General features: G+C 71.4%; 25 protein-coding genes. 13 read left to right on the forward strand and 12 right to left on the reverse strand.

The window, feature by feature from the left end; all coding sequences use genetic code 11:
• Nucleotides 1-54: 54 nt before the first annotated feature.
• Complete coding sequence (locus ACFVDM_RS16535; RefSeq protein ID WP_383639397.1) at nt 55-507, reverse strand: DUF5709 domain-containing protein; 453 nt, start codon at nt 505-507, stop codon at nt 55-57.
• Between the two features lie 183 nt (nt 508-690).
• Here ACFVDM_RS16535 and ACFVDM_RS16540 point away from each other — a divergent pair, with 183 nt between their 5' ends.
• From ACFVDM_RS16540 to ACFVDM_RS16565, 6 genes are all read left to right on the forward strand, one after another.
• Complete coding sequence (locus ACFVDM_RS16540; RefSeq protein ID WP_383639400.1) at nt 691-921, forward strand: DUF6296 family protein; 231 nt, start codon at nt 691-693, stop codon at nt 919-921.
• A gap of 208 nt (nt 922-1129) precedes the next feature.
• On the forward strand, nt 1130-1714 hold the full coding sequence (locus ACFVDM_RS16545; RefSeq protein WP_383639403.1) for a TerD family protein: 585 nt from the start codon (nt 1130-1132) through the stop codon (nt 1712-1714).
• A 164-nt stretch (nt 1715-1878) separates the two neighbouring features.
• The gene (locus tag ACFVDM_RS16550; protein ID WP_383639406.1) at nt 1879-2352 is read left to right on the forward strand and encodes a hemerythrin domain-containing protein; all 474 of its coding nucleotides are present in this window, start codon (nt 1879-1881) and stop codon (nt 2350-2352) included.
• An 88-nt stretch (nt 2353-2440) separates the two neighbouring features.
• Nucleotides 2441-3592, forward strand: coding sequence for a winged helix DNA-binding domain-containing protein (locus ACFVDM_RS16555; protein ID WP_383639409.1), 1152 nt, complete (start codon nt 2441-2443; stop codon nt 3590-3592).
• A gap of 97 nt (nt 3593-3689) precedes the next feature.
• Nucleotides 3690-4388: a response regulator transcription factor gene (locus ACFVDM_RS16560; RefSeq protein WP_383639412.1), complete on the forward strand. Its 699-nt coding sequence runs from the start codon at nt 3690-3692 to the stop codon at nt 4386-4388.
• Nucleotides 4389-4736: 348 nt separating this feature from the next.
• Nucleotides 4737-5978 carry a PP2C family protein-serine/threonine phosphatase gene (locus ACFVDM_RS16565; protein ID WP_383639415.1) on the forward strand — a complete coding sequence of 414 codons (1242 nt, stop codon included), beginning with the start codon at nt 4737-4739 and terminating at the stop codon, nt 5976-5978.
• Nucleotides 5979-6001: 23 nt separating this feature from the next.
• Here ACFVDM_RS16565 and ACFVDM_RS16570 read toward each other — a convergent pair whose 3' ends face one another.
• On the reverse strand, nt 6002-6844 hold the full coding sequence (locus tag ACFVDM_RS16570; protein WP_383639418.1) for a response regulator transcription factor: 843 nt from the start codon (nt 6842-6844) through the stop codon (nt 6002-6004).
• A 140-nt stretch (nt 6845-6984) separates the two neighbouring features.
• Between ACFVDM_RS16570 and ACFVDM_RS16575 the strand changes: the two genes are divergently transcribed.
• Nucleotides 6985-8661 (forward strand): AMP-binding protein, encoded by a 1677-nt coding sequence (locus ACFVDM_RS16575; protein ID WP_383639421.1) that lies wholly within the window; start codon nt 6985-6987, stop codon nt 8659-8661.
• On the forward strand, nt 8658-10307 hold the full coding sequence (locus tag ACFVDM_RS16580; RefSeq protein ID WP_383639424.1) for an AMP-binding protein: 1650 nt from the start codon (nt 8658-8660) through the stop codon (nt 10305-10307). Before ACFVDM_RS16575 ends, ACFVDM_RS16580 begins: the two co-directional genes overlap by 4 nt.
• 30 nt (nt 10308-10337) lie before the next feature.
• Here the strand turns inward: ACFVDM_RS16580 and ACFVDM_RS16585 are convergent, their stop codons facing one another.
• From ACFVDM_RS16585 to ACFVDM_RS16595, 3 genes are all read right to left on the reverse strand, one after another.
• Nucleotides 10338-10568, reverse strand: coding sequence for a hypothetical protein (locus tag ACFVDM_RS16585; protein WP_383639427.1), 231 nt, complete (start codon nt 10566-10568; stop codon nt 10338-10340).
• A gap of 76 nt (nt 10569-10644) precedes the next feature.
• Nucleotides 10645-11229, reverse strand: a complete 585-nt coding sequence (locus ACFVDM_RS16590) for a GNAT family N-acetyltransferase (RefSeq protein ID WP_383639430.1) — start codon at nt 11227-11229, stop codon at nt 10645-10647.
• Between the two features lie 46 nt (nt 11230-11275).
• Nucleotides 11276-12085 (reverse strand): hypothetical protein, encoded by an 810-nt coding sequence (locus ACFVDM_RS16595; RefSeq protein WP_383640120.1) that lies wholly within the window; start codon nt 12083-12085, stop codon nt 11276-11278.
• 319 nt (nt 12086-12404) lie between these two features.
• Here ACFVDM_RS16595 and gcl point away from each other — a divergent pair, with 319 nt between their 5' ends.
• Both gcl and ACFVDM_RS16605 read left to right on the forward strand, forming a co-directional pair.
• The gene (gene gcl, locus ACFVDM_RS16600; protein ID WP_383639433.1) at nt 12405-14189 is read left to right on the forward strand and encodes a glyoxylate carboligase; all 1785 of its coding nucleotides are present in this window, start codon (nt 12405-12407) and stop codon (nt 14187-14189) included.
• A gap of 125 nt (nt 14190-14314) precedes the next feature.
• Nucleotides 14315-14788: a hypothetical protein gene (locus tag ACFVDM_RS16605; protein WP_383639436.1), complete on the forward strand. Its 474-nt coding sequence runs from the start codon at nt 14315-14317 to the stop codon at nt 14786-14788.
• Between the two features lie 433 nt (nt 14789-15221).
• Here the strand turns inward: ACFVDM_RS16605 and ACFVDM_RS16610 are convergent, their stop codons facing one another.
• Together ACFVDM_RS16610 and ACFVDM_RS16615 are read right to left on the reverse strand one after the other, a co-directional pair.
• Nucleotides 15222-15617 (reverse strand): contact-dependent growth inhibition system immunity protein, encoded by a 396-nt coding sequence (locus ACFVDM_RS16610; protein WP_383639439.1) that lies wholly within the window; start codon nt 15615-15617, stop codon nt 15222-15224.
• Between the two features lie 113 nt (nt 15618-15730).
• Nucleotides 15731-16237 (reverse strand): GNAT family N-acetyltransferase, encoded by a 507-nt coding sequence (locus ACFVDM_RS16615; RefSeq protein ID WP_383639442.1) that lies wholly within the window; start codon nt 16235-16237, stop codon nt 15731-15733.
• A gap of 320 nt (nt 16238-16557) precedes the next feature.
• Here ACFVDM_RS16615 and ACFVDM_RS16620 point away from each other — a divergent pair, with 320 nt between their 5' ends.
• Together ACFVDM_RS16620 and ACFVDM_RS16625 are read left to right on the forward strand one after the other, a co-directional pair.
• Entirely contained in the window at nt 16558-17394 is an 837-nt protein-coding gene (locus ACFVDM_RS16620; protein ID WP_383639445.1) for an alpha/beta fold hydrolase, read from the forward strand.
• 191 nt (nt 17395-17585) lie between these two features.
• Nucleotides 17586-17987, forward strand: coding sequence for a hypothetical protein (locus ACFVDM_RS16625; RefSeq protein ID WP_383639448.1), 402 nt, complete (start codon nt 17586-17588; stop codon nt 17985-17987).
• A gap of 331 nt (nt 17988-18318) precedes the next feature.
• Here ACFVDM_RS16625 and ACFVDM_RS16630 read toward each other — a convergent pair whose 3' ends face one another.
• Entirely contained in the window at nt 18319-19761 is a 1443-nt protein-coding gene (locus ACFVDM_RS16630) for an amidase (protein WP_383640123.1), read from the reverse strand.
• A gap of 90 nt (nt 19762-19851) precedes the next feature.
• Here ACFVDM_RS16630 and ACFVDM_RS16635 point away from each other — a divergent pair, with 90 nt between their 5' ends.
• Complete coding sequence (locus ACFVDM_RS16635) at nt 19852-20487, forward strand: TetR/AcrR family transcriptional regulator (RefSeq protein ID WP_383639451.1); 636 nt, start codon at nt 19852-19854, stop codon at nt 20485-20487.
• A 300-nt stretch (nt 20488-20787) separates the two neighbouring features.
• On the opposite strand, the gene ACFVDM_RS16640 is transcribed toward ACFVDM_RS16635, so the two are convergent.
• The 4 genes from ACFVDM_RS16640 to ACFVDM_RS16655 all read right to left on the reverse strand — a co-directional run bounded on the left by ACFVDM_RS16640 (nt 20788) and on the right by ACFVDM_RS16655 (nt 25955).
• On the reverse strand, nt 20788-22074 hold the full coding sequence (locus ACFVDM_RS16640; RefSeq protein WP_383639454.1) for a phospholipase D-like domain-containing protein: 1287 nt from the start codon (nt 22072-22074) through the stop codon (nt 20788-20790).
• Nucleotides 22075-22493: 419 nt separating this feature from the next.
• A complete protein-coding gene (locus ACFVDM_RS16645) occupies nt 22494-23951 on the reverse strand; it encodes a catalase (protein WP_383639457.1) in 1458 nt (485 codons plus the stop codon).
• 221 nt (nt 23952-24172) lie between these two features.
• Entirely contained in the window at nt 24173-25072 is a 900-nt protein-coding gene (locus tag ACFVDM_RS16650; RefSeq protein ID WP_383639460.1) for a 2-hydroxy-3-oxopropionate reductase, read from the reverse strand.
• A 43-nt stretch (nt 25073-25115) separates the two neighbouring features.
• A complete protein-coding gene (locus ACFVDM_RS16655; RefSeq protein ID WP_383639463.1) occupies nt 25116-25955 on the reverse strand; it encodes a TIM barrel protein in 840 nt (279 codons plus the stop codon).
• Nucleotides 25956-26194 lie beyond the last annotated feature (239 nt).

Here is a 26194-nt window from a genome sequence, read left to right on the forward strand (position 1 = left end):
GCCGTGGGGCGTCGATTACCTCCGAGGTCAAGGTCCCTACGGGACAGCCCTTGGTCAGGCGGAGGTGTCGGGGATGACGTGCACGGCGGCCTCCTCGGCGGAGGCCGCGGCCCCGTCGATGCCGACGTCCTCGCCCGCCGTGGTGTCCGGGTCGTTCCGGTCGAGTTCACGGGTGAGCCGGCCCGCGCGCACGGTACCGACCTCGGCGTCCCAGGGCTCGCCGTCGCCGTCGGCCACATCGCCCACGCCGTCGCCGTCCGGGACCGAGCCCTCGGGCAGCTCCCGGGCCAGCCGGTCCTCCAGCGTCTCGCCGCGGTGCTGTTCGGAGGCGGTGGTGCCGCGGTCCTCCACGGCCCACGGCCGCTCGGGCGGGGAGTACCCCTCGTCCAGGACGTCGGTGAGGTCCCGGTTGTCGAGGGTGTCCTCCGGTTCGAGCTGCTCGACGGGGTCGGAGGCCTCCGGCTGCTGGGGCTGATAGACGTCGTCGCCCCGGTCGGCATCATCCATGACGCTTTCCTTCCGGGTGTCGGGGATCCCGGTCCTGCGCGCCGGCCCGGTCCGCCGTGACCGGCCCCTTCAGGATAGGCGGCAGGGGCCGGGCCCCGCAGCGTGCGCCCGGTGCGGGGGCGTCTCCGCCCGGGGTGCGAGACCATGGAGGGGAAGGCCGCAGTCCGTCGTGGAAAGGCCGTCATGGAGTACCCGGAGAGCTATCAGCTGGTGTTTCAGTCGTCCGCCGTGGAGGACGACGCGGTGGTGGTCCACCGGACCGAACGGTCCGGGGCGGGCGGGCACCCGGTGTACGAGGACGAGACCGGGATCGTCCGCGCGGAGATCAGCGACCTCGGGGAGGTGCGGATGCTCGCCAGCGGCGGGCACCAGCTCCTCGGGACGCCCCTCGTCGTACCGGAACCCGCCCCGTAGCACCGCATCCCGTCCCCACCGCCCCCGTGGTCACCGCCACGGGGGCGTCTTCTTATCACGGGCCCGAGCCGGACACCATCCTGCCCGAGCAGGACAATTCGGCGTCAGTCGTCCAACACTTGGTCGAAATTTTGCCCCCGGGGGGCTGCTCCCTGAAGACACCAGGCACACTCGACCTGTAGGAATCTCGCCACGAAGAGGATCACGCATGATCACGTTGAAGAAGGAAGACGGCCCGGCGGATCTGGACGGGGTCACCCACCTGTCCATCGGGGTGTCCTGGGATCCCACGGCGGGTTCCAGTGGCGGGCTGATGGGGAAGATCCGCCAGAAGAAGGGCACCGACCTCGACCTGATCGCGATCGCGATGGCGGACGGGGACCCCGTGCGGCTGGCCGGACTGGACTCGCTGGACCCGCTGGGCAACGGCTCGCTCCAGCACAGCGGCGACAACCAGACGGGCCGCGGCGACGGTGACGACGAGACCGTGACGGTCGACTTCGCGCGGATCCCGCAGAACATCACGTCGATCGTCTTCATCGCCGCCGCGTACAAGAAGCGCAGCTCCTTCCAGGACGCCCGCAACATCAGCTTCAAGGTGTACGACGCGACGGGCGGCAGCTCGCAGCAGGTCGCCGACATCTGGCCGAGCCTGCTCACCAACGACAACGGCTGCGCCGTGGCCAAGGCGATGCGTGTCGGCGGTGGCTGGAAGCTCCAGGTGATCAACGAGACCGGCAAGATCAAGCAGGGCGACGAGCAGGCCCTGATGCGCTTCGCCGTCAGCAAGTAACGGACGACGCGTCCGGGGTACGGCCCCGGTCCGGGCATGCGGGAAGGCGATCCGCGGCCACGGACCGGGGCCGTCGCGCTCCCTGGCGGCGCCGTTCGCCGAGCACTCCGCGAAATGCCCGCGCAAGGAGCTTTTCCGCCGATATCTCCGACTACGGTGACCCCATGTGCCACTACTGCGGCTGCCGCGAGATCCCCCTGATCAAGGAGTTCATCGCCGAGCACGAGACCGTCACGGACACCGCCGGAGAAGCGCTGCGTGCCCTGGACCGGGGCGACACGGACCTCGCCACCGGCCTGATCGCCCGGATGGCCGGGGAACTGCGCGCGCACTGGCGGGGCGAGGAGGACGGCCTCTTCACGGTCATGGGCGACGACCCGGAGTACGCCGGCTACATCGACGCACTCGTCCAGGAACACCGCCAACTCGCAGCGTTCCTGGACACGGTGGACCTGATGATCCCTCAGGACGTGCTCCGGCTGCGGGAGTCCGTCGACGAACTCCACCACCACATCGCCAAGGAGGAGGACGGTCTCTTCCCGGCCTCCCTCACCGCCCTGTCCGGGGACGAGTGGGACCGCTCGATGACCGCCTGGCGCGCCGCCCACCCCGGCGCCCCCGGCGACCTCGGACGCTGAACCGGCCTCGCGCCCGCCCCGATCCGGTCGCGGCGGCCGGCCCCCATCAGGTCGGGATCCGACCGGATGACCGCGTAGCGTGCCGCCCATGGCCGTGAAGAAGAAGACCTCCGCCCCGGTCCCCGTACTGACCCCCCGGGCCCTGGGACGCGCGACCCTGGCGCGTCAACTCCTGCTCCGCCGCACCGCGATGAGCGCCGAGCGCGCCGTGCACCACCTCGTCGGCCTTCAGGCGCAGAACGCGAAGCCGCCGTACTACCAGCTCCTCGCCCGGCTGGAGGGATTCGCCCCGGCCGAACTCTCCGGGCTCATGGAGTCCCGCGCGGTCGTCCGCATCGTCAGCCTGCGCTCCACCGTCCACACCCACACCGCCGACGACGCCCTGACCCTGCGCCCCCTGGTCCAGCCGGCCCGCAACCGGGAGCTGCGCATGTTCCGAGCCGGGCTGACCGGCGTGGACCTGGACCGGCTCGGCGCGCTCGCCAGGGCGTACGTCGAGGAGGAGCCCCGCACCCCGAAGGAGATCCGCGAACACCTCCTCCTGGAGTGGCCCGACGCCGACCCGCAGTCGCTGAGCACGGCGGCCCGCTGTCTGCTGCCCCTGGTCCAGGTCACACCGCGCGGCCTGTGGGGCAGGAGCGGCAAGGTCGCCCTGACCACCGTGGAGCACTGGCTGAGCCGCCCCTCCCGCCCGGCCGCCCCACTCGACGCCACCGTGCTGCGCTACCTCGGCGCGTTCGGCCCCGCCTCCGTCAAGGACTTCCAGTCCTGGTCGGGACTGACCCGGACCCGGGAGGCCTTCGAACGCCTCCGCCCGGACCTCCTCACCTTCCGTGACGAGCACGGCGTCGAACTCTTCGACCTGCCCGACGCCCCCCGCCCCGACGAGGACACCCCCGCCCCGCCGCGCTTCCTGCCCGAATTCGACAACGTCCTCCTCGGCCACGCGGACCGCACCCGTGTCATCCCGCCCCACCTCAAGGGGCGCAACGGCGTCGGCAACCAGGCGTACGGAACGGTCCTGGCCGACGGATCCCTCGCGGCGATCTGGCGGCACGGCACGGCGACCGGACCGGCGCCCGGGACGCTCACCGTCCAGCCGCTGCGCGCGCTCACCGCCGCCGAGCGCGACGCGGTCACCGAGGAGGCCGAGGCCCTGCTCGCCGCGACGGCGGAGCCGGACGCCCCGGCCGCGCCGTACGACGTGCGGTTCGCCTCCTTCATCGACTTCGGGGACTGAGCCGCTGCGGACCGGCGGCCGGGCTGGTTGACTCGAAGGAGCCCGTCGCCCCGCCCAGGGGCGGCGTGGAGTCACCGTCCGGGTACGGCAGGTCGTGATGGACCGATTGCTCATCGTGGAGGACGACGCCGCGACGGCACTGGCGCTGCGGGAACTGCTCGCCGCCCGGGGCTACGCCGTGCTGTGCGCGGCGGACGGCCGGCAGGGGCTGCGGCTGCTCTTCGCCGAGCGCCCCGCCCTGATGGTCCTGGACCTGCGCCTGCCCGAGCTGGACGGCTGGCAGGTACTGGCCCGCGCCCGCGACATGAGCGATCTGCCGGTCCTGGTCCTCTCCGGCCTCGACGCGGTCGCCGACCGGGTCCGGGCCCTGCGCGCCGGCGCCGACGACTACCTGGTCAAGCCCTGTGAACCGGAGGAACTGCTGGCCCGGATCGAGGCCCTGCTGCGCCGCGCCGGGCGCCGAGAGTGGACGGGCGACGAGGCACTGGACGAACTGCGGCTGCTGCCCGAACGGCGGGCCGCCCTCTGGCACGGCGGCGAGGCCCGGCTCAGCGCCATCGAGTACCGGCTGCTCCAGGTGCTCGTCCGCAACCGGGGCCGCGTGGTCACCACCGAACAACTGCTGGACCAGGTCTGGGACGACCCGATGGCCGTGGGCCGCGACCGGGTCAAGTTCGGGGTGCTCCGGCTGCGCCGCAAACTGCGCGCGGCGGGCGGTCCGGGGGCCGGCGACCCGGTGGAGGTCCTGCGGGGTGTGGGGTACCGCTTCGCGGCGGAGGGGCCCGGGGGGCCGTGAGCGCCGGATCCTACGGAGACCCGTAGGCCCGGGAAGGCCGTGGAACCGGGCGGGTTCCGGAGACCCTGGGAGCCCGGGGCCGGAAGTCCGGGACCGAAGTCCGGGCCGGAAGTCCGGGCCGGAAGTCCGGGCCGGAAGTCTGGGACCGAAGTCCGGGACCGAAGCCCCGGACCGTGACCCAGGACACACGGCACCTCGTCCGGGACGAACGTCCCGAACCGCGCACGCGGCCCGGACGGCAACCGTCCGGCAACCGTGCCGCACCGCGCGGGGCAACGGTGTCCGGTCATCCTCGGCCGGGACCGCCCATTACGCGCCCACGGCACCGCCGGGGAGGAGACAGCGACCATGCACAAGCCGAGGTGGCCCACCGCCCGGTACCTCGACTGCCGGGGCGTCGCGGCCGTGCTGCTCGTCGCGCTGGTGGACGTCCTCCTGGGCGAGGAGGTCAGACTCCTGCCGCTCTACGCGGTCGGTCCGGCCCTGGCGGCCTGCCGTGCCTCGGTGCGCGGGGTGCTCGGCACGGGGCTGTTCGCCGCCTCCCTGGCCACGGTGCTCGCACTCGACGAAGGGCTGCTCGACTCGCGCCGGGGAGTCTCCTCACTGCTGGCCATCACCTTCGTCACCTTCTTCTCCGCTGCCGCCGCCCGCATACGGCTGCGCGGCGAATGCCGCCTCGCCGCGGTGAGCGACGTCGCGGACGCCGCCCGGCGGACGATCGTGGCCCCCGTGCCGGTGGACCGTGGCCCGGTGCGCATCGCCGCCAGCTACGAATCGGCGGCCGAGGCGGCCGGCATCGGCGGCGACTTCTACGAGGTGGTCCCGGTCGACGGCGGGGTCCGGATCCTGGTCGGCGACGTCCAGGGCAAGGGCCTGGACGCGGTCGGCGTGGCCGCCGCCGTCCTCGCCGCCTTCCGGGAGAGCGCCCCGGTCGCGGACCGGCTCGACACCGTCGGCGTGAAGCTGTCCTGCGCGCTCCTGCGGCGCGGCGACGAGCGCTTCGTCACCGCCGTCATGGCCGAGGTGACCTGGGACGGCACCATGAGGATCCTGAACTACGGCCACCCCGGACCGCTCGTCGTCCCGGCCTCCGGCGACGCCGTGCGGGCCGATCCGGAGCACCCGGGCACCCCGCTCGGTCTGGACGGGCTCATCGAGTGCCGCCCCGGCCGCCACACCCGGGTGCTGTCCGCCGGGGACCGGGTCCTCTTCCACACCGACGGGCTCGACGAGACCCGCGACGCGGCCGGCCGCTTCTACCCGCTCCTGGAACGCGGGGCCCTGCTGCGCGGCGGCACCGCCGAGGCCGGGCTGCGGCGGCTGCGCGCGGACGCCTGCCGCCACGCGGCGCCCCGGCACTCGGCGACCGGCTGCGCGGACGACTCGGCCCTCCTGCTCCTCGACTACCGCGAGGAACACGGCCCCCGTCCCCGTACCGCCCCCGCCGACCCGGCCCCGCCCACGCTCCGCACCACCGACCTCGGCTGCCACGTCTGCGCCGTCACCGACTGCCCCCTCGCCGATCTGCTCCGCTCCCGCGGGGCATCCGGCGACGCGCCGGCGGAGCGCCGGGAGACGACGACGGTCTGAACGCTCCGGCCCGGCGGTCCGCCCTACGGCAGCAACCCGGCCCGCCGGGCCGCGACGACGGCCTCCAGACGGGTGTGAGCGCCCAGCTTGCGCATTGCGGAGCGGAGGTAGCCCTTCACGGTCTCCGGGCGCAGCCCCAGCCGCCCGGCCGCCACCGCGTTGGTCGCGCCGGTCGCGACGCAGGCCAGGACGTCGACCTCGCGGGGCGCGAGCAGGACGTCGCGCTGCCCGGGGACCCGGGTCCCCGACGCGGAGGCCAGCCGCCCGCAGACGGCGATCAGCTCGTCCCGCAGCGCGGGATCGACGACCTTCGGCACCAGGGCGCGCAGTTCGCGGTGGGCCTCCCGCACGTCCTCCCAGGCGGCGGGGGAGGCGGTGGGCCCGGCGACCTCCTCCCGGGTCGCCGCGAGGAGCGTCTGCACCTCGTCGCGGACGACGAGCGCCTGCTCCACGTCACGGGCCGCGGCCACGGCCGCGTCGAAGGTGCGGTCACCGAGCGTCAGCGGCTCGCGCAGCGCTCCGTACAGCACGCCCCGGACCCGGCGGCGCACCACGACGGGGACGGCGACCACCGAGCGCAGCCCCTCCGCGGCCACCGCCACGTCGTACTCGTGGCTGATGTGACGGGAGGAGTGGTAGTCGGTGACCGCGCACGGCCGCGAGAGCGCGATCGACTTCCCGCCGAGCCCGCTGCCGGCCGAGATGACCAGCCCGCGCAGGGCGGCGGTCTGCGCCCCGTTCAGTTCGGCGATCCGGGCGTGACGGGCATCGGAGAGCAGCCCGCCGAAGGCCACGGGCAGCCCGCTCGTCCGGCGCAGCCGCAGCAGCGCCGCTTGCATCTCGACCGCATCGCCCGATTCCGGCACGCCGACGTCCCTCCGCCCGGCCCCGGGAGGCTCGCACCCCCCGCCACCCCCGTTCGGGGGTGGTGAGACCTGAGTCACTGTTTACATGATGTTAAGTGACCGGTCCGGGCCGTATCGAGGGTCCGCAACGAGGAGGGCACATGTCGGCAACCAGTGCGACGGAGACGTTCCGGGCCGCCCGGGACTTCCTGCTGGAGCACCGCGAGGACTACACCGCGGCGTACGAGGGCTTCAGCTGGCCCCGCAGCCAGCACTTCAACTGGGCGCTCGACTGGTTCGACGTCATCGCCGAGGACAACGACCGCACCGCCCTGCACATCGTGGAGGAGGACGGCGACCGCACCGAGGTGTCCTTCGCCCGGATGTCCGCCCGCTCCAACCGGGCGGCGAACTGGCTCCGCGCCCAGGGCGTCCGCGAGGGCGACCGCATCCTGGTGATGCTCGGCAACCAGGTCGAGCTGTGGGAGACCGCGCTGGCCGCCATGAAGCTGCGCGCCGTCGTCATCCCCGCGACGCCGCTGCTCGGCCCCGTCGACCTGCGCGACCGGGTCGACCGCGGCCGGGTCCGCCACGTCCTGGTCCGGGACGCGGACACCGGGAAGTTCGACGAGGTGCCCGGCGACTACACCCGGATCTGCGTCGGCGCCGAGACCGAGGGCTGGCTCTCCTACACCGGGGCCGACGCCCAGCCGGAGACGTTCACGGCCGACCGCGAGACGGACGCCGACGAACCGCTGATGCTCTACTTCACCTCGGGCACCACCGCCAGCCCCAAGCTCGTCGAGCACACCCACGCCTCCTACCCCGTGGGCCACCTCGCGACGATGTACTGGATCGGGCTCCGCCCCGGCGACGTCCACCTCAACATCTCCTCGCCCGGCTGGGCCAAGCACGCCTGGTCGAACCTCTTCGCCCCGTGGAACGCCGAGGCGACCGTTTTCATCTTCAACTACACGCGCTTCGACGCCGGCCGGTTGATGGCGGAGATGGAACGATCCGGCGTCACCAGCTTCTGCGCCCCGCCCACCGTGTGGCGCATGCTCATCCAGGCCGACCTCTCCCAGCTGAAGACGCCGCCCCGCGAGGTCGTCGCGGCCGGCGAACCGCTCAACCCGGAGGTCATCGAGACGGTCCGGCGCGCCTGGGGCGTCACCATCCGCGACGGCTTCGGCCAGACGGAGACCGCCGTCCAGGTCTCGAACTCGCCGGGCCAGGTCCTGAAGACCGGTTCGATGGGCCGTCCCAGCCCCGGCTACCAGGTGGTTCTGCTCGACCCGGTCAGCGGGGAGCCCGGCGCGGTCGAGGGCGAGATCTCGCTCGATCTGTCCGGCCACCCGGTCGGCCTGATGACGGGCTACCACGGCGACCCGGACCGCACCGCCGAGGCCATGGCGGGCGGCTACTACCGCACCGGCGACATCGGCTCCCGCGACGCCGACGGCTACATCACCTACGTCGGCCGGGCCGACGACGTCTTCAAGGCCTCCGACTACAAGATCTCGCCGTTCGAGCTGGAGAGCGCCCTGCTGGAGCACGAGGCCGTCGCCGAGGCCGCCGTCGTGCCCGCCCCCGACCCGGTGCGCCTCGCCGTCCCGAAGGCGTACATCGTCCTCGCCGAGGGCTGGGAGCCCGGACCGGACACCGCGAAGGTGCTCTTCGAGCACTCCCGGGCCGTGCTCGCCCCGTACAAGCGGGTCCGCCGGCTGGAGTTCGCCGATCTGCCCAAGACCGTCTCCGGCAAGATCCGCCGCATCGAACTGCGCGAGGCCACGGCCCGGGGCGCGGGCACCGAGTACAGCGAGGGGGACCTGGCATGAGCGAGCCGTCCACCGCCCGGCACACCGCGGACACCGCCTCCCCACCGCCGTCCTACGCGCACGGCACCGGCACCACACCGCTGCTCGGCGACACCATCGGGCGCAACCTCGACCGCGCGATCGAGGCGTACCCCGGCCGCGAGGCGCTGGTCGACGTACCGTCGGGGCGGCGCTGGACGTACGCGGAGTTCGGCGCGGCCGTCGACGAACTGGCCCGCGCGCTGATGGCGTCGGGCGTGGCCAAGGGCGACCGGGTCGGGATCTGGGCGATCAACTGCCCGGAATGGGTCCTCGTCCAGTACGCGACCGCCCGCATCGGCGCCGTGATGGTCAACATCAACCCCGCCTACCGGGCGCACGAGCTGGAGTACGTGCTCAAGCAGGCCGGGATATCGCTTCTCGTCGCCTCGCTCTCCCACCGCACGAGCGACTACCGGGCCCTGGTCGACGAGGTCCGTTCCGGCTGCCCCGCCCTGCGCGCCGTGCACTACATCGGAGACCCGTCCTGGGACGAACTCCTCGCCGCCGCGCCCGCGGTGAGCCCCGCTCAGCTCGCGGAGCGGGAGGCCGGGCTGTCCTGCGACGACCCGATCAACATCCAGTACACCTCGGGCACCACCGGATTCCCCAAGGGCGCGACGCTCTCCCACCACAACATCCTCAACAACGGCTTCTTCGTGGGGGAACTGGTCGCCTACACCGAACAGGACCGGGTCTGTCTGCCCGTGCCCTTCTACCACTGCTTCGGCATGGTCATGGGCAACCTCGGCATCACCTCGCACGGCGCCTGCATCGTGATCCCGGCGCCCGCGTTCGAGGCGGGCGCGGTGCTCTCGGCCGTCCAACAGGAGCGCTGCACCTCGCTGTACGGCGTCCCCACCATGTTCATCGCCGAGCTGAACCTGCCCGACTTCTCCTCGTACGACCTCTCCTCGCTGCGCACCGGCATCATGGCCGGATCCCCCTGCCCGGTCGAGGTGATGAAGCGGGTCGTCGCGGAGATGCACATGGACGAGGTGTCCATCTGCTACGGGATGACGGAGACCTCACCGGTCTCGACCCAGACCCGCCGCGACGACGATCTGGAGCGCCGCACCGGGACCGTGGGCCGGGTGATGCCGCACATCGAGGTGAAGGTCGTCGACCCGGTGACCGGGGTGACGCTGCCGCGCGGCGAGTCCGGTGAACTCTGCACCCGGGGCTACAGCGTGATGCTGGGGTACTGGGAGGAGCCGGAGCGCACGGCGGAGGCCATCGACGCCGGGCGCTGGATGCACACGGGCGACCTCGCGGTGATGCGCGAGGACGGCTATGTGCAGATCGTCGGCCGGATCAAGGACATGATCATCCGGGGCGGCGAGAACGTGTACCCGCGCGAGATCGAGGAGTTCCTCTACCGCCACCCCAAGGTCGCCGATGTGCAGGTGGTGGGGGTGGCGGACGAGCGGTACGGCGAGGAGGTCCTGGCCTGCGTCATCCCCGTCGACCCGGCCGATCCGCCGGAGCTGGACGAGATCCGGGAGTTCTGCCGCGAACAGCTGGCGCACTACAAGGTTCCGCGTCTGCTCCAGATCATGGACGCCTTCCCGATGACGGTCAGCGGGAAGGTCCGGAAGATCGAACTGCGGGAGAACTACGGGAAGTAGAGGAAACCGGAGAAAGAGGGAGGGGTGCCGTCAGGCGGCTTCCATGACGTCGCCGGCGGTGCCCTTCGTGGCCGCCGCCCATTCGATCAGCAGGACCTCGTACGCCGCGGACTCCACGGGGGACCACTCACGGCCCGCGCGCGCGTCGACGAGCGCACGGATCGCCTCGTTCGCCTCGACGGCCGCGGGGTGGGCCGGCTGGGCGGGGAAGACGGTGTGCGACGGTGCCGTAGCGGTGGAATGCCGTGGAGTTAAGACCATGCGCCCACTCTAGAGCCCGCCACTGACAACACACCGAACAAATGTGTCCCCCTGGCTCGAACGTGACCGATTGCACTCAGTGTGGCCGCCCGGTTCCTGTGAGCTGCGGCACGTCACGGCGCATGCAGACCCGTGGCCACCGGTCCAGGCCGTGCCGTACCTCCGCGGCGCGAATGGCGCGCAGGCCTTCGGTGAGTCCGGATTCGTTCGGTCGGGCCGAGCCCCGACCGTCCGGGCGATCGGGACCGGACCCGTCCAGGACGCGGAAGCCGAGCCGGGCGTAGTACGGGGCGTTCCACGGGACGTCTCTGAACGTGGTCAGGGTCAGCGCCTCCAGCCCCTCGCGCACCGCCCACCGTTCGGCGTCGTCGATGAGCGCGCGGCCCAGACCGCGCCGCGCGGCCGACGGATGGACGGAGACCTGCTCGACATGGGCGCAGCCGTCGACCCGGTCGACGAGCAGATAGCCGAGCGGCCGGTCGTCGTCGCCGGTGACCACCCGGGCGCGGCCGTCCGCGCGGTAGGCGTCCAGCAGATCCAGCGGCGGGGGAGCGTCGTCGGCCACGGCCGCCATGCCGAGGGCGCGGAACGGTTCGCCGGCGGCGCGTTCGATGTCCTGGAGCAGGGGGAGGTCCGCGCTGCGCGCGGTACGGATGCGCATGCTCCGAGTATCCCGCCGGCCGCCGGCAGGGCGACGGGTGCCCGGCTCAGGGGCCGGTGCCGAGCAGATCGTCGGCCGGGCCGTTGAGCGGGTGCGGCCGGCCCGTCGGATCCATCGTGAAGAGCGGGACGCCGAGTGCGTCGGCCCGCTCCCCGGCGTCCGGGGCGTACCCCGCGAGCGAGAAGAACACCCCGGTCACCGAGGAGTTGAGCGCGTGGAGCCACAGGCACTCGACATCGCGCCGGGTGCTGGGCCGGGTGGTGGCGTCGACCTGGGCGATCGCCCCGGCCGCCCGCAGATCGATCCGTGAGGCCGGGCGCCCGGCGGACCGGGTCACGTCGCGGTAGCCCAGCCACGTCAGATACCGCGCGGCGGCGGCGACCGCGTCCCGCGCGGAGCGGATGGCCACCGGCCGGAAGGGCGGGCGGGGTGCCGGGGCGGTGCGGGGGAGCGGGATGTGGGAGGGGCCGGTGATGTTCGTCCTGCCCGTGGGGCCGGTTCGGCCCGTGGCGTCGGTCCCGCCCGTCCGGGTGGGGCCGGAGGGGCCGGAGGAGCCGGAAGGTGCGGAGGCGGCCGAGGGGCGGCCGGGGGCGGCCACGGGCCGGACGGGGAGGCGCAGCACGGCTCCGCACGGGCAGCACAGTTCGGGCTGCGGCCACTGGTCGTGCCGGCCGCAGCCGAGGCAGCGCACGGTCACCCAGTCGTCGGTCCAGGTGCGGTGGGTGACCGGGGCGACGGGCGCGCCGCGCAGCAGGGGCGGGACGGCCGGGGCGCCGCAGGGGCAGGCGTAGGCGGGCGGGACGTACGCGTGGTCGCGGCGGCAGGCCGGGCACCGTACCGGAACCGCTCCCCCCACCTGTTCGCTGTGCTCCCTCTGCTCCCCCTCGTCCACCGCGGGCTCCTTCCGGCACGCGGAGGCGGCCGGCCCCCGCTGTCCGGGGCGGCTCCGCTCCGTGCCCCATGCTCCACCAAGAGCGAGGCCCGGGGCAGGGAGTTGAGCCACTTGGCCGCCCCGGTCCCCGTCTCCCGGGTGCTGGGGCCCTCCCTTGACGCCCGTCCGGACGGACTTTACATTGACTTCCGTATAACAGAATCAAACTTCCGTGATGCGGAATTGGTGCTCTCAGGTGGCGCGACAGAGCCCGACTCCACCCAGGTCCGAGCAGGAGCACTCAATGCCTCGAATGACCGCTGCCCGCGCGGCAGTCGAAATCCTCAAGCGCGAGGGCGTCAGCAACGCGTTCGGTGTGCCGGGCGCGGCGATCAACCCCTTCTACGCGGCGCTCAAGGCGGCCGGCGGGGTTCATCACACGCTCGCCCGCCACGTCGAGGGCGCCTCCCACATGGCGGAGGGCTACACCCGGGCCCGCCCGGGGAACATCGGCGTCTGCATCGGTACGTCGGGCCCGGCCGGCACCGACATGATCACCGGCCTCTACTCCGCGATCGCCGACTCGATCCCGATCCTCTGCATCACCGGCCAGGCCCCGACCGCCGTCCTCCACAAGGAGGACTTCCAGGCCGTCGACATCGCCTCGATCGCCGCCCCGGTCACCAAGGCGGCCACCACGGTCCTGGAGGCCGCCCAGGTCCCCGGCGTCTTCCAGCAGGCGTTCCACCTCATGCGCACGGGCCGCCCCGGCCCGGTCCTCATCGACCTCCCGATCGACGTCCAGCTCACCGAGATCGAGTTCGACCCCGATCTGTACGAGCCGCTGCCGGTCCACAAGCCCGCCGCGTCCCGCAAGCAGATCGAGCGCGCGCTCGACCTGCTCAACGCCTCCGAACGCCCGCTCCTCGTCGCCGGCGGCGGCATCATCAACGCCGACGCCTCGGACCTCCTCGTGGAGTTCGCCGAACTGACCGGAGTCCCGGTCGTCCCGACCCTCATGGGCTGGGGCACCCTCCCCGACGACCACGCGCTCAACGCCGGCATGGTCGGCCTCCAGACCTCCCACCGCTACGGCAACGCGAACTTCCTGGAATCCGACTTCGTCCTCGGCATCGGCAACCGCTGGGCCAACCGCCACACCGGCAAGCTCGACGTCTACACGCAGGGCCGCACCTTCGTCCACGTCGACATCGCGCCCACCCAGATCGGCAAGATCTTCGCCCCGGACCTCGGCATCGTCTCCGACGCGAAGGCGGCCCTCGAACTGTTCGTGGAGGTCGCACGCGAACGGAAGGCGGCCGGCCGTCTGAAGGACCGCGCGACCTGGGCCGCCGCCACCCAGGAACGCCGCGCGACGCTCCAGCGCCGCACCCACTTCGACGACGTCCCCCTGAAGCCCCAGCGGGTCTACGAGGAGATGAACCGCGCGTTCGGCCCCGAGACCCGGTACGTCACCACGATCGGCCTCTCCCAGATCGCCGGCGCCCAGATGCTCCACGTCCACCGCCCCCGCCACTGGATCAACTGCGGCCAGGCGGGCCCCCTCGGCTGGACCATCCCGGCCGCCCTGGGCGTCGCCACCGCCGACCCCGACGGCTCCGTCGTCGCCCTCTCCGGCGACTACGACTTCCAGTTCATGCTGGAGGAACTGGCGGTGGGCGCCCAGCACCGCATCCCGTACGTGCACGTCCTGGTCAACAACTCCTACCTCGGCCTCATCCGCCAGGCCCAGCGCACCTTCGACATCGACTTCCAGGTCAACCTGGAGTTCGAGAACCTCAACTCCCCGGAACTCGGCGTCTACGGCGTCGACCACGTCAAGGTGGTCGAGGGCCTGGGCTGCAAGGCCATCCGCGTCACCGAACCGGACGCCCTCCTCCCCGCCTTCGAGGAGGCCAAGAAGCTGGCGGCGGAGTTCCGCGTCCCGGTGGTGGTCGAAGCGATCCTGGAACGCGTCACGAACATCGCGATGAGCGGGACCGACATCGCCTCGGTGAACGAGTTCGAGGACCTGGCGACGGAACCGGGTCACGCGCCCACGGCGATCAGGCCGTTCGTGGGCGCCTGACCCTCGGACCGTTGCCCCCCCCAAGAGCGCCTACGGCCCCTCGTAGGCGCTCTTGACATGTGTCGACCCCGGCGTGAGCCGTTCTCGCACACGGGTCGATATGGTGATCCCATAAGCCGTGCTCTGTGGAATCGGCAGAAAGCGCGGCCTTTGTGGGGGAGGTCGAGGGTTGTCGGGCCGTGATCTCGACGGCGGATGGAAGGGGCTCGGTGCCGGAGAGGTCTTCACCGCTGTGGTGGCTCTGGGCCGCGATCAGCGCTGTTCTGTTTCTCGCCGCGATGTTCCCGGGGATGGTGAACCGGCGGCAGATGATCTGGGTGTCGTGCGGGCCGGTGGCAGGCTTCCTGGCGATCGCGGCCTACAGCGCCAAGTACGACCAGCCTCTCCACGACCTGCTTCCCGTCTACTGCGGAACAGTGCTGGGTATCGGCCTGGGTGCCGTGGGCCATGGGAAGGCGATGCGCGTATTCATGGCGTGGCGTGCGGAGAACCCCGGCAAGCCTGACGACGAGGGGCCCGATGCTCCCTGGATGCTCCAGATGGCTCTCACTCTGCCGGTATGTCTCGGCGGAGTGATCTGGTACATGAACGCCTACTGACGTCAGCAGGCGTCTTCGAAGTTCGCCGGAGGAAGCAGGCGCGCAGAAGCGGGGTGGCAGGGGCCCGGTAACGGCCCGCGCGGACCATCACCGATGGTGCCAAGCTTGTAGCGGTCCCCGGTCCGTGGCGCGCACCGTGCGGTACGCGAAGCCGCCGCCTTCCACGAGCGTGGGGATACCGAGCCGGCCCACGGGGGCGGACCGGACGAGGACCGGGTGTGGTCAGTCCGGGTCCGGGACGGCCCTGACCGACACCATCCGGGATGCGGTGAGCCGCATCCGGCGAACCAGGAGACGGTGCGCTCGACGGTCCAGCGGAAACGTCCCAGCCGCTGGGAGAACTCTGCGCCTTTGCGGCGATGCGCAGGGCCTGCGAGACGTTCCGTGGACACGCCGGCAGTTCCTCCCACGGGGAACGTCCTGCGGCGGTGTTCTACGGAGCCCGGAAGCGCTCAACCTTCCGTTGCAAGTCAGGGGGCAGATCAGCCAACTTCGAGACGATCTCGTTCAGTTCTCGGCCGAGTTCGGGAAACTCGGCCCAGATCGCCGGGTTCCTGGTGAGGACTGCGGACAGCAGATCACCTTCGTACATGTGCCCCTCTGCCATCGGGTTCTCCCGCAGTACCTCCAGCGCCAGCGGCAGGAGGTGGGGCAGGCCCATGTGCTGTCCGATCAACAAGCGCATGTCCTCGACGGTCAGCTCGCCGATCGGTCGACGCCGCAGGGCGTGAGCAGTAGTGACAAGACGACTGCTGTCGGGTGACGGTTCCGGGCAGCCGGCGCGTTCAAGCTCTTCAAGGGACCGAGCGCGATCCACGTGGTGCGTCACCGATCGATCGTTTCATGACGAGGTCTCGAGCGCGGACTCAAGAGGCGTCTCTTCCCGCCGCGGCTGTTTGGGAAGCCGTCAGGGGCGAGGCCGTCGCGTCGGAGTGCAACCGATCAGGGCTGGTCTTCTCGTCGTTCCGGCGGGCCGGTCCGGGCCATGCGGAGGTTCGGCAGCTTGTCCCGCCACAGGTGCCGCTCGCCGGTGTCCTCGAACCCGTAGTGCTGGTAGAAGCTGATGGCCCGCTCGTTGTAGGCGGTGACCCACAGGCGGATGGGTGCGTCGTCGGCCCAGGTGAGGAATAGCGTCATCAAGTCGCGTCCGATGCTTCGGCCCTGCGCCCGGGGCAGCAGGTACATCGGTCCGAGACTGACCGCTTCGTCGCGGCGCCCGCACAGGAAGCCGATGATCTCGTCCCCCTGGCGCACGACACGGCAGAAGAGCTGCGCGGGCCGGCGCCCGGCCTCCTCGATGAACTCGCGCCACTGGGCGATGCCCTCGTCGGTGACCACATTGCCGCGCTGCGCCCGGATCCATGCCTCGTCGATCCCTGCGTCCTGGTTGGGATACGCCAGGAGCCAGGCCGCCAGGAGCGTGTGGGCAAGGGCTGGGGCGTCCTCCACTCAGGGGGTGTCGATCACGAAGTCCACCTGGGCATTGTCCAGCGTGGTCCGTCGGGTTGTCCTGCGAGATTGGTCGCGTGGCGAACGCCATCGCCCTTGAGACGGCAGCCGCCGAGGATCTTCCATCGCCGGCAGGCCGCCACTTGCCACCGCCGCCCCAAGGCCACCCATCCTGCGTGAGGGAGCCCGTCCTCGCCGAAATGTGACGGCTTCGGCACCGAACGCCCGTCGCACCGATGAGTTCTCTGCGCTGCGGGCGTCCTATGGGCTGTAACGCACACACCAGCGGTACGGCCCCTACACGAACCGGAGAGAGAAACATGGCAACAGCGCGAGACCAGGCGGCCGGAGCCGAGGCCCGCGTCGTCTCCGCCGACGGCACCGAGATCGCGTTTGAGCAGTCGGGCAGCGGGCCGGCCGTCGTCCTGATCGCCTCGGCATTGGCAGACCGCTCGGACACGACCAAACTCGCGGCCCTCCTCGCCCAGCACTTCACCGTCATCAACTACGACCGGCGCGGGCGGGGTGCCAGCGGTGACAGCCAAAATTACGCCCCTGACCGCGAGATTGAGGACATCGTCGCCTTGGTCGAACACGTCGGCGGTTCGGCGTCGCTGTTCGGGTCGTCCTCCGGAGCGGTACTTGCCCTGCGCGCGGCCGCGGCCGGAGTGAACGTCGACCGCCTGGCTCTGTACGAGCCTCCGTTCGTGGTCGCCGAAGGCGACGACGGACCGCCCAAGGATCTCGCGCAGCAGATCACCGCGCTACTTGCGGAAGGCCGGCACAGCGACGCGGTCACGTACTTCATGACCAGGGTCCAAGGCATGCCCGGCATCGCCGTGTTCTTCATGAGGCTCATGCCGAAGATGTGGGCAGACCTCACCAGGCTGGCCGGCACCCTGCCCTATGACATCGCGGTCATGGGCGATACCCAGCAAGGCAAGCCGCTCGATGCCGAGGAGTGGAAAGGGGTGGGCATACGCACCCGCGTGTTGACCGGTGGCAAGAGCCCGGCCGCATTCCGGCGCGCCGCCCTCGCCGTCACCGAGATCCTGCCGCAGGCCGACCACCGCACCCTGCCCGGACTCAACCACGGCGCCGTCGTCATGGCCCCGAAAAAGATCGCCCCGCAGATCATCGAGTTCATCAAGGGATGAGCTTGTCGTTCGAGCGGTTCGGCGGCGCTCGGTATTCCTTTCGGAACTCGGAGCGGAGTGCGCCCCACCCCCAACTGCTCGCCGAATCGCTCGAACCCCCGAACGGCCGCAACGTACGGGACCGTCTAGAAAGAGCGTTCTGTCCTGGCGGGAGTGTCTGGCAACGCAGGCCTGCCGTGGATGATGGCGGGGTGTTGGTCCGAGTGGAAGCGGTGGGGGAGGACGCCGACGGGCGCGCGACGGTTCGGGTGTGCTCGGAGGTGGGGACCGTTGCGGCGTTCTGGTGCGGCGATCCGACGGGAGTGGGCCGCGAACATCATGTGGAGTGGACCGTTGAAGAGGACGTGGCCTGGGGCGGCAACACTCGACCGGCCACTTCATTTTCACCCGGGGTGGATGAGGAGGAAGACGGCCGGATCGTCTTTCGGGGGCGGCTGGGCCTGACGGGCGATGGCGGAGCCGTGCTGGAAGTAGCGGGAACCCACATCCTGTTCGACCTCGCCTACCCGCCGCCATCGACTGCTGTCCATGGAACGTGGGTCGAGATCAGTGTGCAGCGGAACAGCGTCAGCCTGTGGCCTTACCTGCTGTGATGCGCAGGAGCCCGACGCTGGCGCCGTTCAGTTGCCGCGTCAGTCGTGGGTCGATTCGCGGCATACCGCGGCGGCCGCGCGCGGGCTGTGGCCGGCCTCCGCTGTTCGGCTCGGCGTCGTCGACCCGAGCGTCGCCGGCCATGGGCGGCGGCTCGGTGTCGACGGCGGCCCGCTGTACGCGAAGGTGGTGCTGTTGGGGATGCTGCCGGCTTGCCCTCCGTTCTACGGGGCGCGGTGGTGACCGGCCCACGGCCAGGGCTGCTCGCCGCGCCCATCTCGCCTGACCGGGCCCCTTGAGGTCGAGGCGCTCTGTCTTCCGCAGTGGCTCCGCCTACCGTCCGGCAGCCGGGGATTCGGCACGAGGGCTGATCGGAGTGAGCACGCCGAGGCGGTTCTCGATCTCCTGGGCGGCGGTCAGGCACAGGTCTTCCCGGAACGCGCGGCCGATGATCTGTACGCCGGACGGCAGGCCGTCGTCGAGGCCGGTCGGTACGGCGACCGCGGGTACGCCCACAAAGCTGGTCACCGTGCACAGGCGCATGCCGTTGGCGACCCGTTCGCGCCCCGCTTCGTCGCGGGACTCCAGTCCCGGCTCGACGGGCGGCTCGGTGAACACCGGGCCGAGCAGCAGCGGGTACGCGTCGAGGAATTCCGCCCAGGAGCGGCGGATGCCGAGCCAGGTCCCCATCAGCTTCGTGAGCTCGGCGGCGTTCGCGGGCGGGGTCTTCTCCATGGCCATCTGGATGAAGCGGTCTCCGCCCTCGCCGAGCAGTTTCCGCACCGCCGGCCAGGTCGGGGCGAATTCGGTCGCGGTGATCCGGCCGTACGCCTCAAGTGCCTCGTCCAGTCGTGGAACGTCCGCGATCTCCCGGATGTCGTACCCGGCGTCGCGCAACGCGTCCGCTGCCGCTGTGACGGCCCCGCGGACCGTGGGGTGGACGCCGTGGCCTCCGGGGTCGGCGACGACCGCGACCTTGAGCGGCCCCGGCAGCGGTTCGCCGTAGAGGGGCACGGGGACGGCCCGGGGGTCCCGGGGGTCGGTCCCGGACAGCGCCTCGTAGGCCAGCCGCAGGTCGGCGACGGTACGGGCCAGGGGTCCGTCGGTGACCAGCATCTGTGAGGCCGGTCCCGGGTCTTCGGGGCCGAGGAGGCGGTGGTCGGCGGGGAACCGTCCGGTGGTCGGCTTCAGCCCCGTGACGCCGCAGAACGAGGCGGGGATCCGAACGGATCCGCCGGAATCGTTTCCGAGTCCGAGTGCGGCCATGCCGGTGGCGACGGCCACGCCGTCACCGCCGCTGCTGCCGCCCGGGGTCCGGCCGCGGTTCCACGGGTTGACGGTGTCGCCGAACAACTCGCTGCGGGTGTGCATCCCGGCCAGGACCAGGGTGGGCATGTTGCTGTGGCCGATCGGGACGGCTCCCGCCGCGCGGAGCCTGGCCACGGGGGGTGCGTCGGCCGGAGCCACCAGGTCGCGGAAGCGTGACGTTCCGAGTGTGGTCGGCACCCCTTCGACAGCGGTGGTCTCCTTCACCGTGAACGGCACGCCGGCCAGCGGCCCGAGGTCTTCGCCCGCCGCCCGCCGCTGGTCCGCATGTGCCGCGGCCTCGCGGGCTCGCTCGGCCATCAACTGCGTGACCGCGTTGACCTGCGGGTTGACCTCGGCGATGCGGTCCAGGTGGCTGTCGACCAGCTCGACCGCCGAGATCTCCCCGCCTCGGACCGCCTCCGCCTGAGCGGCGGCCGTCATGGCCCACAGAGCGTCCTGCCTGATCATCATGCTTCCCATCCCCACGCCGAAGTGCTGGTGGCCGAACCCTAACCCAGAAGTGATACGATCGTATCGGAATAAGGAGGCTGCTCGACCATGCCCAAACAGGTGGACTACGAAAGCCGACGCCGTCGGATCGCCGAGGCCGTCTGCCTCCTCGCCGACGAACACGGGCCGCAGGGGGTGAGCATGCGTGATGTCGCCGCCCGCGCGCAGGTCTCGCTGGGCGCCGTACAGCGCTGCTTCCGCAGCAAGGAGGAGATGCTCCTCTTCGCCGTCGACCACGTCGGCGAACGTCTCACCGAACGTGTGAGGACCCGCCTCACCGCGAGCCCGGCCCGGTCGGCCGCCACCGCTCTGAGCCACGCGGCCGACGAGATCGCCCTGCTCCGCGAGGAACACCGTGCCGAAGCACGGATCTGGCTCGCGTTCATCGCGCAGGCCGCTGTCAGCGAGTCGCTCGCCGACCCGCTGAGAACCAGCTACGCGGCCCTCCGGGATCTTCTCGTCCGCCTCGTCGCAGAGGTCACCGACAGCGGCTCGGCCGACAACGGAGCCACGCCACCCGACCCCCGGTACGAGGCCCACGCGCTGCTCGCCCTCGCCGACGGCCTCACCACCCATGTGCTCATCGGCCACCTGACCGCGGAGGACGCCGAGGAAGTCCTGCACACGCATCTGGCCGGCCTCTGGGAACGCCTTGGCATCAACCGACCCCGAACGAGCGTCTGAGAACCAGAACACTCGCGTGCCCGGCGGGCGGGAGCGCCGGCCTCCTTGCCCGGTCACCTGCGGCGCTTCGCCCCCGAGGTGCGGCACGCCACTACCATGCGGGCCGAGGACGACCACGTCGACGCGCACGGCCAGGCGGACATCGGGTTCGGACCGACCCGGCTCGTGGGCTACGACCCGCTGCCCGGCAGCCAGCGGATCTACAGGAGCGGTGGGCCCGGCGGCAGCCGCCGCGACCGGCGAGAGGGGCACCTGCGGAAGATCCGCAGGTGCCCCTCTCGTACGAAGTGCCGGTCGAGGTCAGCCCTTGCAGACCGCCACGTTGTCGCTGGTGCCGGGGACGGCGGCGGCGCGGGTGGCCTGGAAGTTGGCTTCGAAGGCGTCGAAGACGGACGGGGTGGTGATGCGGAGCATGGCCTCGTCGTTGTTGCGGAGGGCGGGGCCGCTCCAGTTGTGGCTGCCGGTGAACATCACCTTCTGGACGGTGCCGGCGTACATGCCGTCGACCATCCAGTTCTTCGAGTGGACGATCCGGTTGGGCGCGGTGGAGTCGTCCGCGTCGGGCTGCTGGTAGCAGCGGTTGGTGAGGCCGGAGACGCCGTGGAGGGCGGTCCAGGTGCCGGAGTCGGTCTCGCTGTAGACGAGGTCGACGAGGCAGCCCTGGCCGGCCAGCGCGCGGAGCTTGTCCGCGACGCCCTGGCGGGTGATCTTGAGCATGGCGGCGTGGACGGTGGTGCGGCGGGCGGTGCCGCCGGAGTCGGTGTAGCGGCAGGTGATGTTGTCCATCGCGTTGACGACGGTGTCCGTGGTGTTGTCGCTGCCCGCGCGGGGGAAGAAGTAGTACTTGTAGTCGCCGGCGTTGCCGTACGTGTACGACCAGGCGGTGCGGTTCTGGGCCGGGAGACGCGTGAAGTAGTCCACGTAGCCGTCGTACAGGGCGGTGTTGCCGGCGACGGTGACCGAACTGTTCCAGTAGCGGCTGTAGTTGGACGGCGTCAGGTTCGAGGTGAGTTGGACGACGACGTTCTTCTGGGCCCCGTCCCCGACACTGCTCGCGAGCAGGAACTTGTTGTGGTTGATGCCGCTGGCGGCCGTACCGAGGCAGGAGCGGCCCTTGGCGCAGAGGGCGACCCAGGAGGCGGCGGAGGTGCTGGTGCCGAGGCTGCTCTTGAGGAGGTCGTAGGAGGCCGGGTAGTCGAGCGTGCTCTCGTCGAGGACGACCTTGACGCTGACGCCCCGGGCCTTCGCGGCGCCGAGGTCGTTGGCGACCGTCTCGTCCCAGAGGTGGTACATCGCCAGGCGCAGGACCGAGCCGCTGTCCGCGTTCGCGATGACGGAACGGACCTGGGCGCGGATGGTCTGCTGCTCGGCGGTGGTGCCGGTCGGCTTGTTGAAGACCGGGCCGGTGGGGACGGTCGCCGCGGCGGCGGTCTGCGCGGGGACGAGCAGCGCGGCCACGCAGGCGGTGGCGGCGAGCAGCACGCCGGCCGCGCGCCTGCCGGGCGTGGTGCGCGGCGCGGAGGGGCGCGGGTCGGCGGACCACCGGGGCAGGGACCAGGAACGGGTTCTGGTGAGCGGCGGTATCATCGTCGGCTTTCCTCTTTCCTCGTGCGGTGCGTCCGCGCGCGTTGCTGTGCGCGGGCCGTGCGTCTCTCGGTCCGTCAAACCGGGTCAGCAAAGCACGACTTCGACGCCGAGTCACCCGCCCCGGGGGCCGTGTCGCCGGGGTACGGGAAAAGGGCGTGGAGTACGGGACCGTATCCGTACTCCACGCCCTGGTTCCGGGAGGTGGCAGGGGCCGCGGCGGTGGTGCGGGAGGGGATGGTGTCCGGCTCCTTCAGGTCAGGAACCGGAACGCCGCCGCCCCGTACCACCGCACTGGTATCGCACCGGCCGCCGCGGCCCGAGGGGGTGTCCGGCGGATCCCCCTCGTCCTGCCCGTGCCGTGCGCGAACCCCTCATCCGGGTGGGCGCGGTCGGCACGGGCAGGGTCTGTGGGTGGGAGGTCAGTCCTCGCGCAGGGCGCGGACCGCCTCCTCCACGCGGGCCCCGTACTCGGGGTCGGCCGCGTGGAAGTGGGCCAGGTTCTTCTCGATGACGTCGTCGCGGGTGACTTGGGAGAGGCCGCCGGCGATGTTGGCGATCAGCCGGGACTTCTCGTCGTCCGACATCAGGCGGTACAGCTCGCCGGCCTGGAAGAAGTCGTCGTCCTTGGTGTGGGCGGGGGCGGCGTGGGTGCCGGTCCAGCCGTGGACGGCGAGCGGGGCGGAGTGCGGGGCGTCCGTCTGGGCGGGGCCCGCGTACGAGTTGGGCTCGTAGTTCTTGTCGTGGCGGGCGCCGTTGCGGGTGGCGTGGAGGCCGTCGCGGCCGTAGTTGTCGACGGTCGCGGTGCGCGGGGCGTTCACCGGGAGGTGGGTGTGGTTGACGCCGAGGCGGTAGCGGTGCGCGTCCGCGTAGGCGAAGAGGCGGCCCTGGAGCATCTTGTCCGGGGAGGGCCCGATGCCGGGCACGAAGTTGTTGGGGGAGAACGCGGCCTGCTCGACCTCGGCGAACACGTTGTCCGGGTTGCGGTCCAGGACCAGCCGGCCGACCCGCTGGAGGGGGTAGTCGGCGTGCGGCCACACCTTGGTCAGGTCGAAGGGGTTGAAGCGGTAGTCGGCGGCCTCGGCGGCCGGCATGACCTGGACGTACAGGGTCCAGGACGGGTTGACGCCCCGCTCGATCGCCTGGAGCAGGTCCGTCTGGTGGGAACTGGCGTCCTTGCCGACGAGTTCGGCGGCCTGCTCGGAGGAGAGCGAGCGAACGCCCTGGTTGGTCTTGAAGTGGTACTTGACGAAGAAGGCCTCGCCCTCGGCGTTCGTCCACTGGTAGGTGTGCGAGCCGTAGCCGTTCATGTGCCGGTACGAGGCGGGTATGCCGCGGTCGCCCATCAGCCAGGTGACCTGGTGGGTCGCCTCCGGCGCGTGCGCCCAGAAGTCCCAGACGTTGTCCGGCTCCTGACGGCCCGTGAACGGGTCGCGCTTCTGCGAGTGTATGAAGTCGGGGAACTTGATCGGGTCCTTGATGAAGAACACCGGGGTGTTGTTGCCGACGAGGTCGTAATTGCCGTCGTTCGTATAGAACTTGAGCGCGAAGCCGCGCGGGTCGCGGACCGCGTCCGCGCCGCCGAGCGAGTCCGCGACGGTGGAGAAGCGGATGAACGTCTCGGTGCGGCGGCCCACCTCGGAGAGGAAGTCGGCGCGGGTGAAGCCGGTGACGTCGTCGGTCACCTCGAAGTAGCCGTACGCTCCGGAGCCCCGGGCGTGCACCACGCGCTCCGGGATGCGCTCCCGGTTGAAGCGGGCCAGCTTCTCCAGGAGATGGCCGTCCTGGAGGAGGATCGGGCCACCGACGCCGGCGGTGGCGGAGTTCTGGTTGTCGGCGACCGGGGCGCCGGACTCGGTCGTAAGCACACGCTGCGTCATGGTGTCGGGGCGACCTTCCGTACGGGAGCTGCTGAACTGCGACGAGACACCCCCTGGGGGCTCCAGGAGCGTAGATACGCCCCGAACCCGACGTCAACAGTTTGTTGAATTTCTTGAGGGGGAGGGAGAAGCGTGGTGTTCCGGACGGTGCCGGCGCCTGGGCGCGACAGGACAGGTGTCGGCGCCGGCACCGTCCGGAAGTCTGTGGGGGCGGGGCCGGGTCAGGCCCGGACGGACCCGCCCGAGAGGCGTTCCACCGAGCGCAGCAGCGCCGAGTGGTCCAGGCCGCCGTCGCCCTGCGCGCGCAGCGAGGCGACGAGCTGGGCGACCACGCCGCCGACGGGCAGCGCGGCGCCGACGGTGCGGGCGGCGTCGGTGACGATGCCCATGTCCTTGTGGTGCAGGTCGATCCGGAAGCCCGGGGCGAAGTCCCGGTTGAGGAAATTGTCCTTCTTGCGGGTCAGGACGGTCGAACCGGCGAGGCCGCCGTTCAGGACGTCCAGCGCCGCGCCGAGGTCGACGCCGGACTTCTCCAGGAAGACCACGGCCTCCGCGCACGCCTGGATGTTGACCGCGACGATCAGCTGGTTGGCGGCCTTCACCGTCTGGCCGGAGCCGTGCGGGCCGCAGAGCACGATGGTCTTCCCGAGGGCTTCGAGGAGCGGCTTCGCCGTGTCGAAGTCGGCCTGCTCGCCGCCCACCATGATGGACAGCACGGCCTCGATCGCCCCGGCCTCGCCGCCCGACACGGGGGCGTCCAGGACCCGGACGCCCTTCTCGGCGGCGTTCTTCGCCAGGTCCACGGAGGTCTGCGGGGTGATCGAGGACATGTCGATCAGCAGGGTGCCGCGCCGGACGTTCTCCAGGATGCCGTCCGGGCCGTAGGCGACCGCCTCGACCTGCGGGGACGCGGGCACCATCGTGATGACGACGTCCGCGTCCCGGACCGCGTCGGCGATCGAGGGGGCGCCGGTGCCGCCGGCCGCGGCCAGCCGGTCGATCTTGTCCTGCTCCAGGGTGTAGCCGGTGACGTCGTACCCGGCCTTGATCAGGTTCTCGGACATGGGCGAGCCCATGATGCCGAGCCCGATCCACGCGACCTTGGGGAGGTTGTTGCTCATGAGGGTGCCTTCCGATTCAGCGTGTGTACGGGGTCCGCCGCGCTCAGCGGGCGGCCCGCGCGGTGGCCGGGAGCCAGTCGAAGGAGGCGGCGCTCGGACGGTCGCCCGGCTTGTACTCCAGGCCGACCCGGCCCTCGTACCCGGCCTTCGTCAGCTCGTCGAGCAGCCGCTCCAGCGGGAGAGATCCGGTGCCGGGCGCGCCGCGCCCCGGATTGTCGGCGATCTGGACGTGACCGGTCCGGCTCGCGTACGCGGCGATCACCCGGCCGAGGTCCTCGCCGTTCATCGACAGGTGGTACAGGTCCAGCAGGAACTTCGCGTTGCCGAGACCGGTCGCCGCGTTGACCCGGTCGACCACCTCGATCGCCGCCTCCGCGCTCACCAGCGGATAGTCCGGGGACTCCGGCCTGTTCAGGGTCTCGATCAGCAGGACCGCCCCGATCCGGTCGGCGGCGCGGGCGGCCTCGGTCAGGTTCTCCAGGGCGAGCGCGTCCTGGACGGCCGGGTCGACGCCGTCGATCCGGTTGCCGTACAGCGCGTTGAGCGCCGTGCAGCCGACCGAGGCGGCGAAGGCCGCCGCCACCTCGATGTTGGCGCGGAAGCGGTCGGACTCCTCGCCCGGCACGGAGAGCGCGCCGCGGTCGGGGCCGGGCAGCCGTCCGGCGTAGAAGTTCAGGCCCACGAGCCGGGTGCCGGCGTCGTCGAGCGCCTGCTTGAGGGCGTCGAGCTCGGCCTGCTCGGGGGTGGGGTCGTCGATCCACGGCCACCACAGCTCGACCGCGGTGAAGCCCGCCGCGGCGGCGGCCGCGGGGCGCTCCAGGAGCGGGAGTTCCGTGAAGAGGATCGACAGGTTCACATCGAAGCGCTGGTCCGGGTAGCCCATGAGGGTGTCGGCGCTCCTTCCGTATTGCGGAAGTCTGTTTCTGCTTTATGGAAGGTTGCCGGGGCGGGTGGGGGACTGTCAAGGGGGCCCCGGAAATTCCGCCGCTCGCGGGGGTCCGAACGGACGGGCGTCGGAACCGCGTTGCGCTGTGCGCAATGGCCGGTGCGTCTCTTGCCCGCGGCCCCGGGGAGCGCCACTGTGGCTGTGCCGTCCGACGCCACCGACCCCACGAGGTGCCT

It is taken from the genome of Streptomyces sp. NPDC057682, assembly GCF_042799575.1.
Taxonomy (GTDB): domain Bacteria; phylum Actinomycetota; class Actinomycetes; order Streptomycetales; family Streptomycetaceae; genus Streptomyces.

Excerpts from the sequence above, each read along its gene's own strand:
- ACFVDM_RS16535 (WP_383639397.1), bottom strand. The coding sequence starts at position 507 with ATGGATGATGCCGACCGGGGCGACGACGTCTATCAGCCCCAGCAGCCG.
- ACFVDM_RS16540 (WP_383639400.1), top strand. The coding sequence starts at position 691 with ATGGAGTACCCGGAGAGCTATCAGCTGGTGTTTCAGTCGTCCGCCGTG.
- ACFVDM_RS16545 (WP_383639403.1), top strand. The coding sequence starts at position 1,130 with ATGATCACGTTGAAGAAGGAAGACGGCCCGGCGGATCTGGACGGGGTC.
- ACFVDM_RS16550 (WP_383639406.1), top strand. The coding sequence starts at position 1,879 with ATGTGCCACTACTGCGGCTGCCGCGAGATCCCCCTGATCAAGGAGTTC.
- ACFVDM_RS16555 (WP_383639409.1), top strand. The coding sequence starts at position 2,441 with ATGGCCGTGAAGAAGAAGACCTCCGCCCCGGTCCCCGTACTGACCCCC.
- ACFVDM_RS16560 (WP_383639412.1), top strand. The coding sequence starts at position 3,690 with ATGGACCGATTGCTCATCGTGGAGGACGACGCCGCGACGGCACTGGCG.
- ACFVDM_RS16565 (WP_383639415.1), top strand. The coding sequence starts at position 4,737 with ATGCACAAGCCGAGGTGGCCCACCGCCCGGTACCTCGACTGCCGGGGC.
- ACFVDM_RS16575 (WP_383639421.1), top strand. The coding sequence starts at position 6,985 with ATGTCGGCAACCAGTGCGACGGAGACGTTCCGGGCCGCCCGGGACTTC.
- ACFVDM_RS16580 (WP_383639424.1), top strand. The coding sequence starts at position 8,658 with ATGAGCGAGCCGTCCACCGCCCGGCACACCGCGGACACCGCCTCCCCA.
- ACFVDM_RS16585 (WP_383639427.1), bottom strand. The coding sequence starts at position 10,568 with ATGGTCTTAACTCCACGGCATTCCACCGCTACGGCACCGTCGCACACC.
- ACFVDM_RS16590 (WP_383639430.1), bottom strand. The coding sequence starts at position 11,229 with ATGCGCATCCGTACCGCGCGCAGCGCGGACCTCCCCCTGCTCCAGGAC.
- gcl (WP_383639433.1), top strand. The coding sequence starts at position 12,405 with ATGCCTCGAATGACCGCTGCCCGCGCGGCAGTCGAAATCCTCAAGCGC.
- ACFVDM_RS16620 (WP_383639445.1), top strand. The coding sequence starts at position 16,558 with ATGGCAACAGCGCGAGACCAGGCGGCCGGAGCCGAGGCCCGCGTCGTC.
- ACFVDM_RS16630 (WP_383640123.1), bottom strand. The coding sequence starts at position 19,761 with ATGATCAGGCAGGACGCTCTGTGGGCCATGACGGCCGCCGCTCAGGCG.
- ACFVDM_RS16635 (WP_383639451.1), top strand. The coding sequence starts at position 19,852 with ATGCCCAAACAGGTGGACTACGAAAGCCGACGCCGTCGGATCGCCGAG.
- ACFVDM_RS16640 (WP_383639454.1), bottom strand. The coding sequence starts at position 22,074 with ATGATACCGCCGCTCACCAGAACCCGTTCCTGGTCCCTGCCCCGGTGG.
- ACFVDM_RS16645 (WP_383639457.1), bottom strand. The coding sequence starts at position 23,951 with ATGACGCAGCGTGTGCTTACGACCGAGTCCGGCGCCCCGGTCGCCGAC.
- ACFVDM_RS16650 (WP_383639460.1), bottom strand. The coding sequence starts at position 25,072 with ATGAGCAACAACCTCCCCAAGGTCGCGTGGATCGGGCTCGGCATCATG.
- ACFVDM_RS16655 (WP_383639463.1), bottom strand. The coding sequence starts at position 25,955 with ATGGGCTACCCGGACCAGCGCTTCGATGTGAACCTGTCGATCCTCTTC.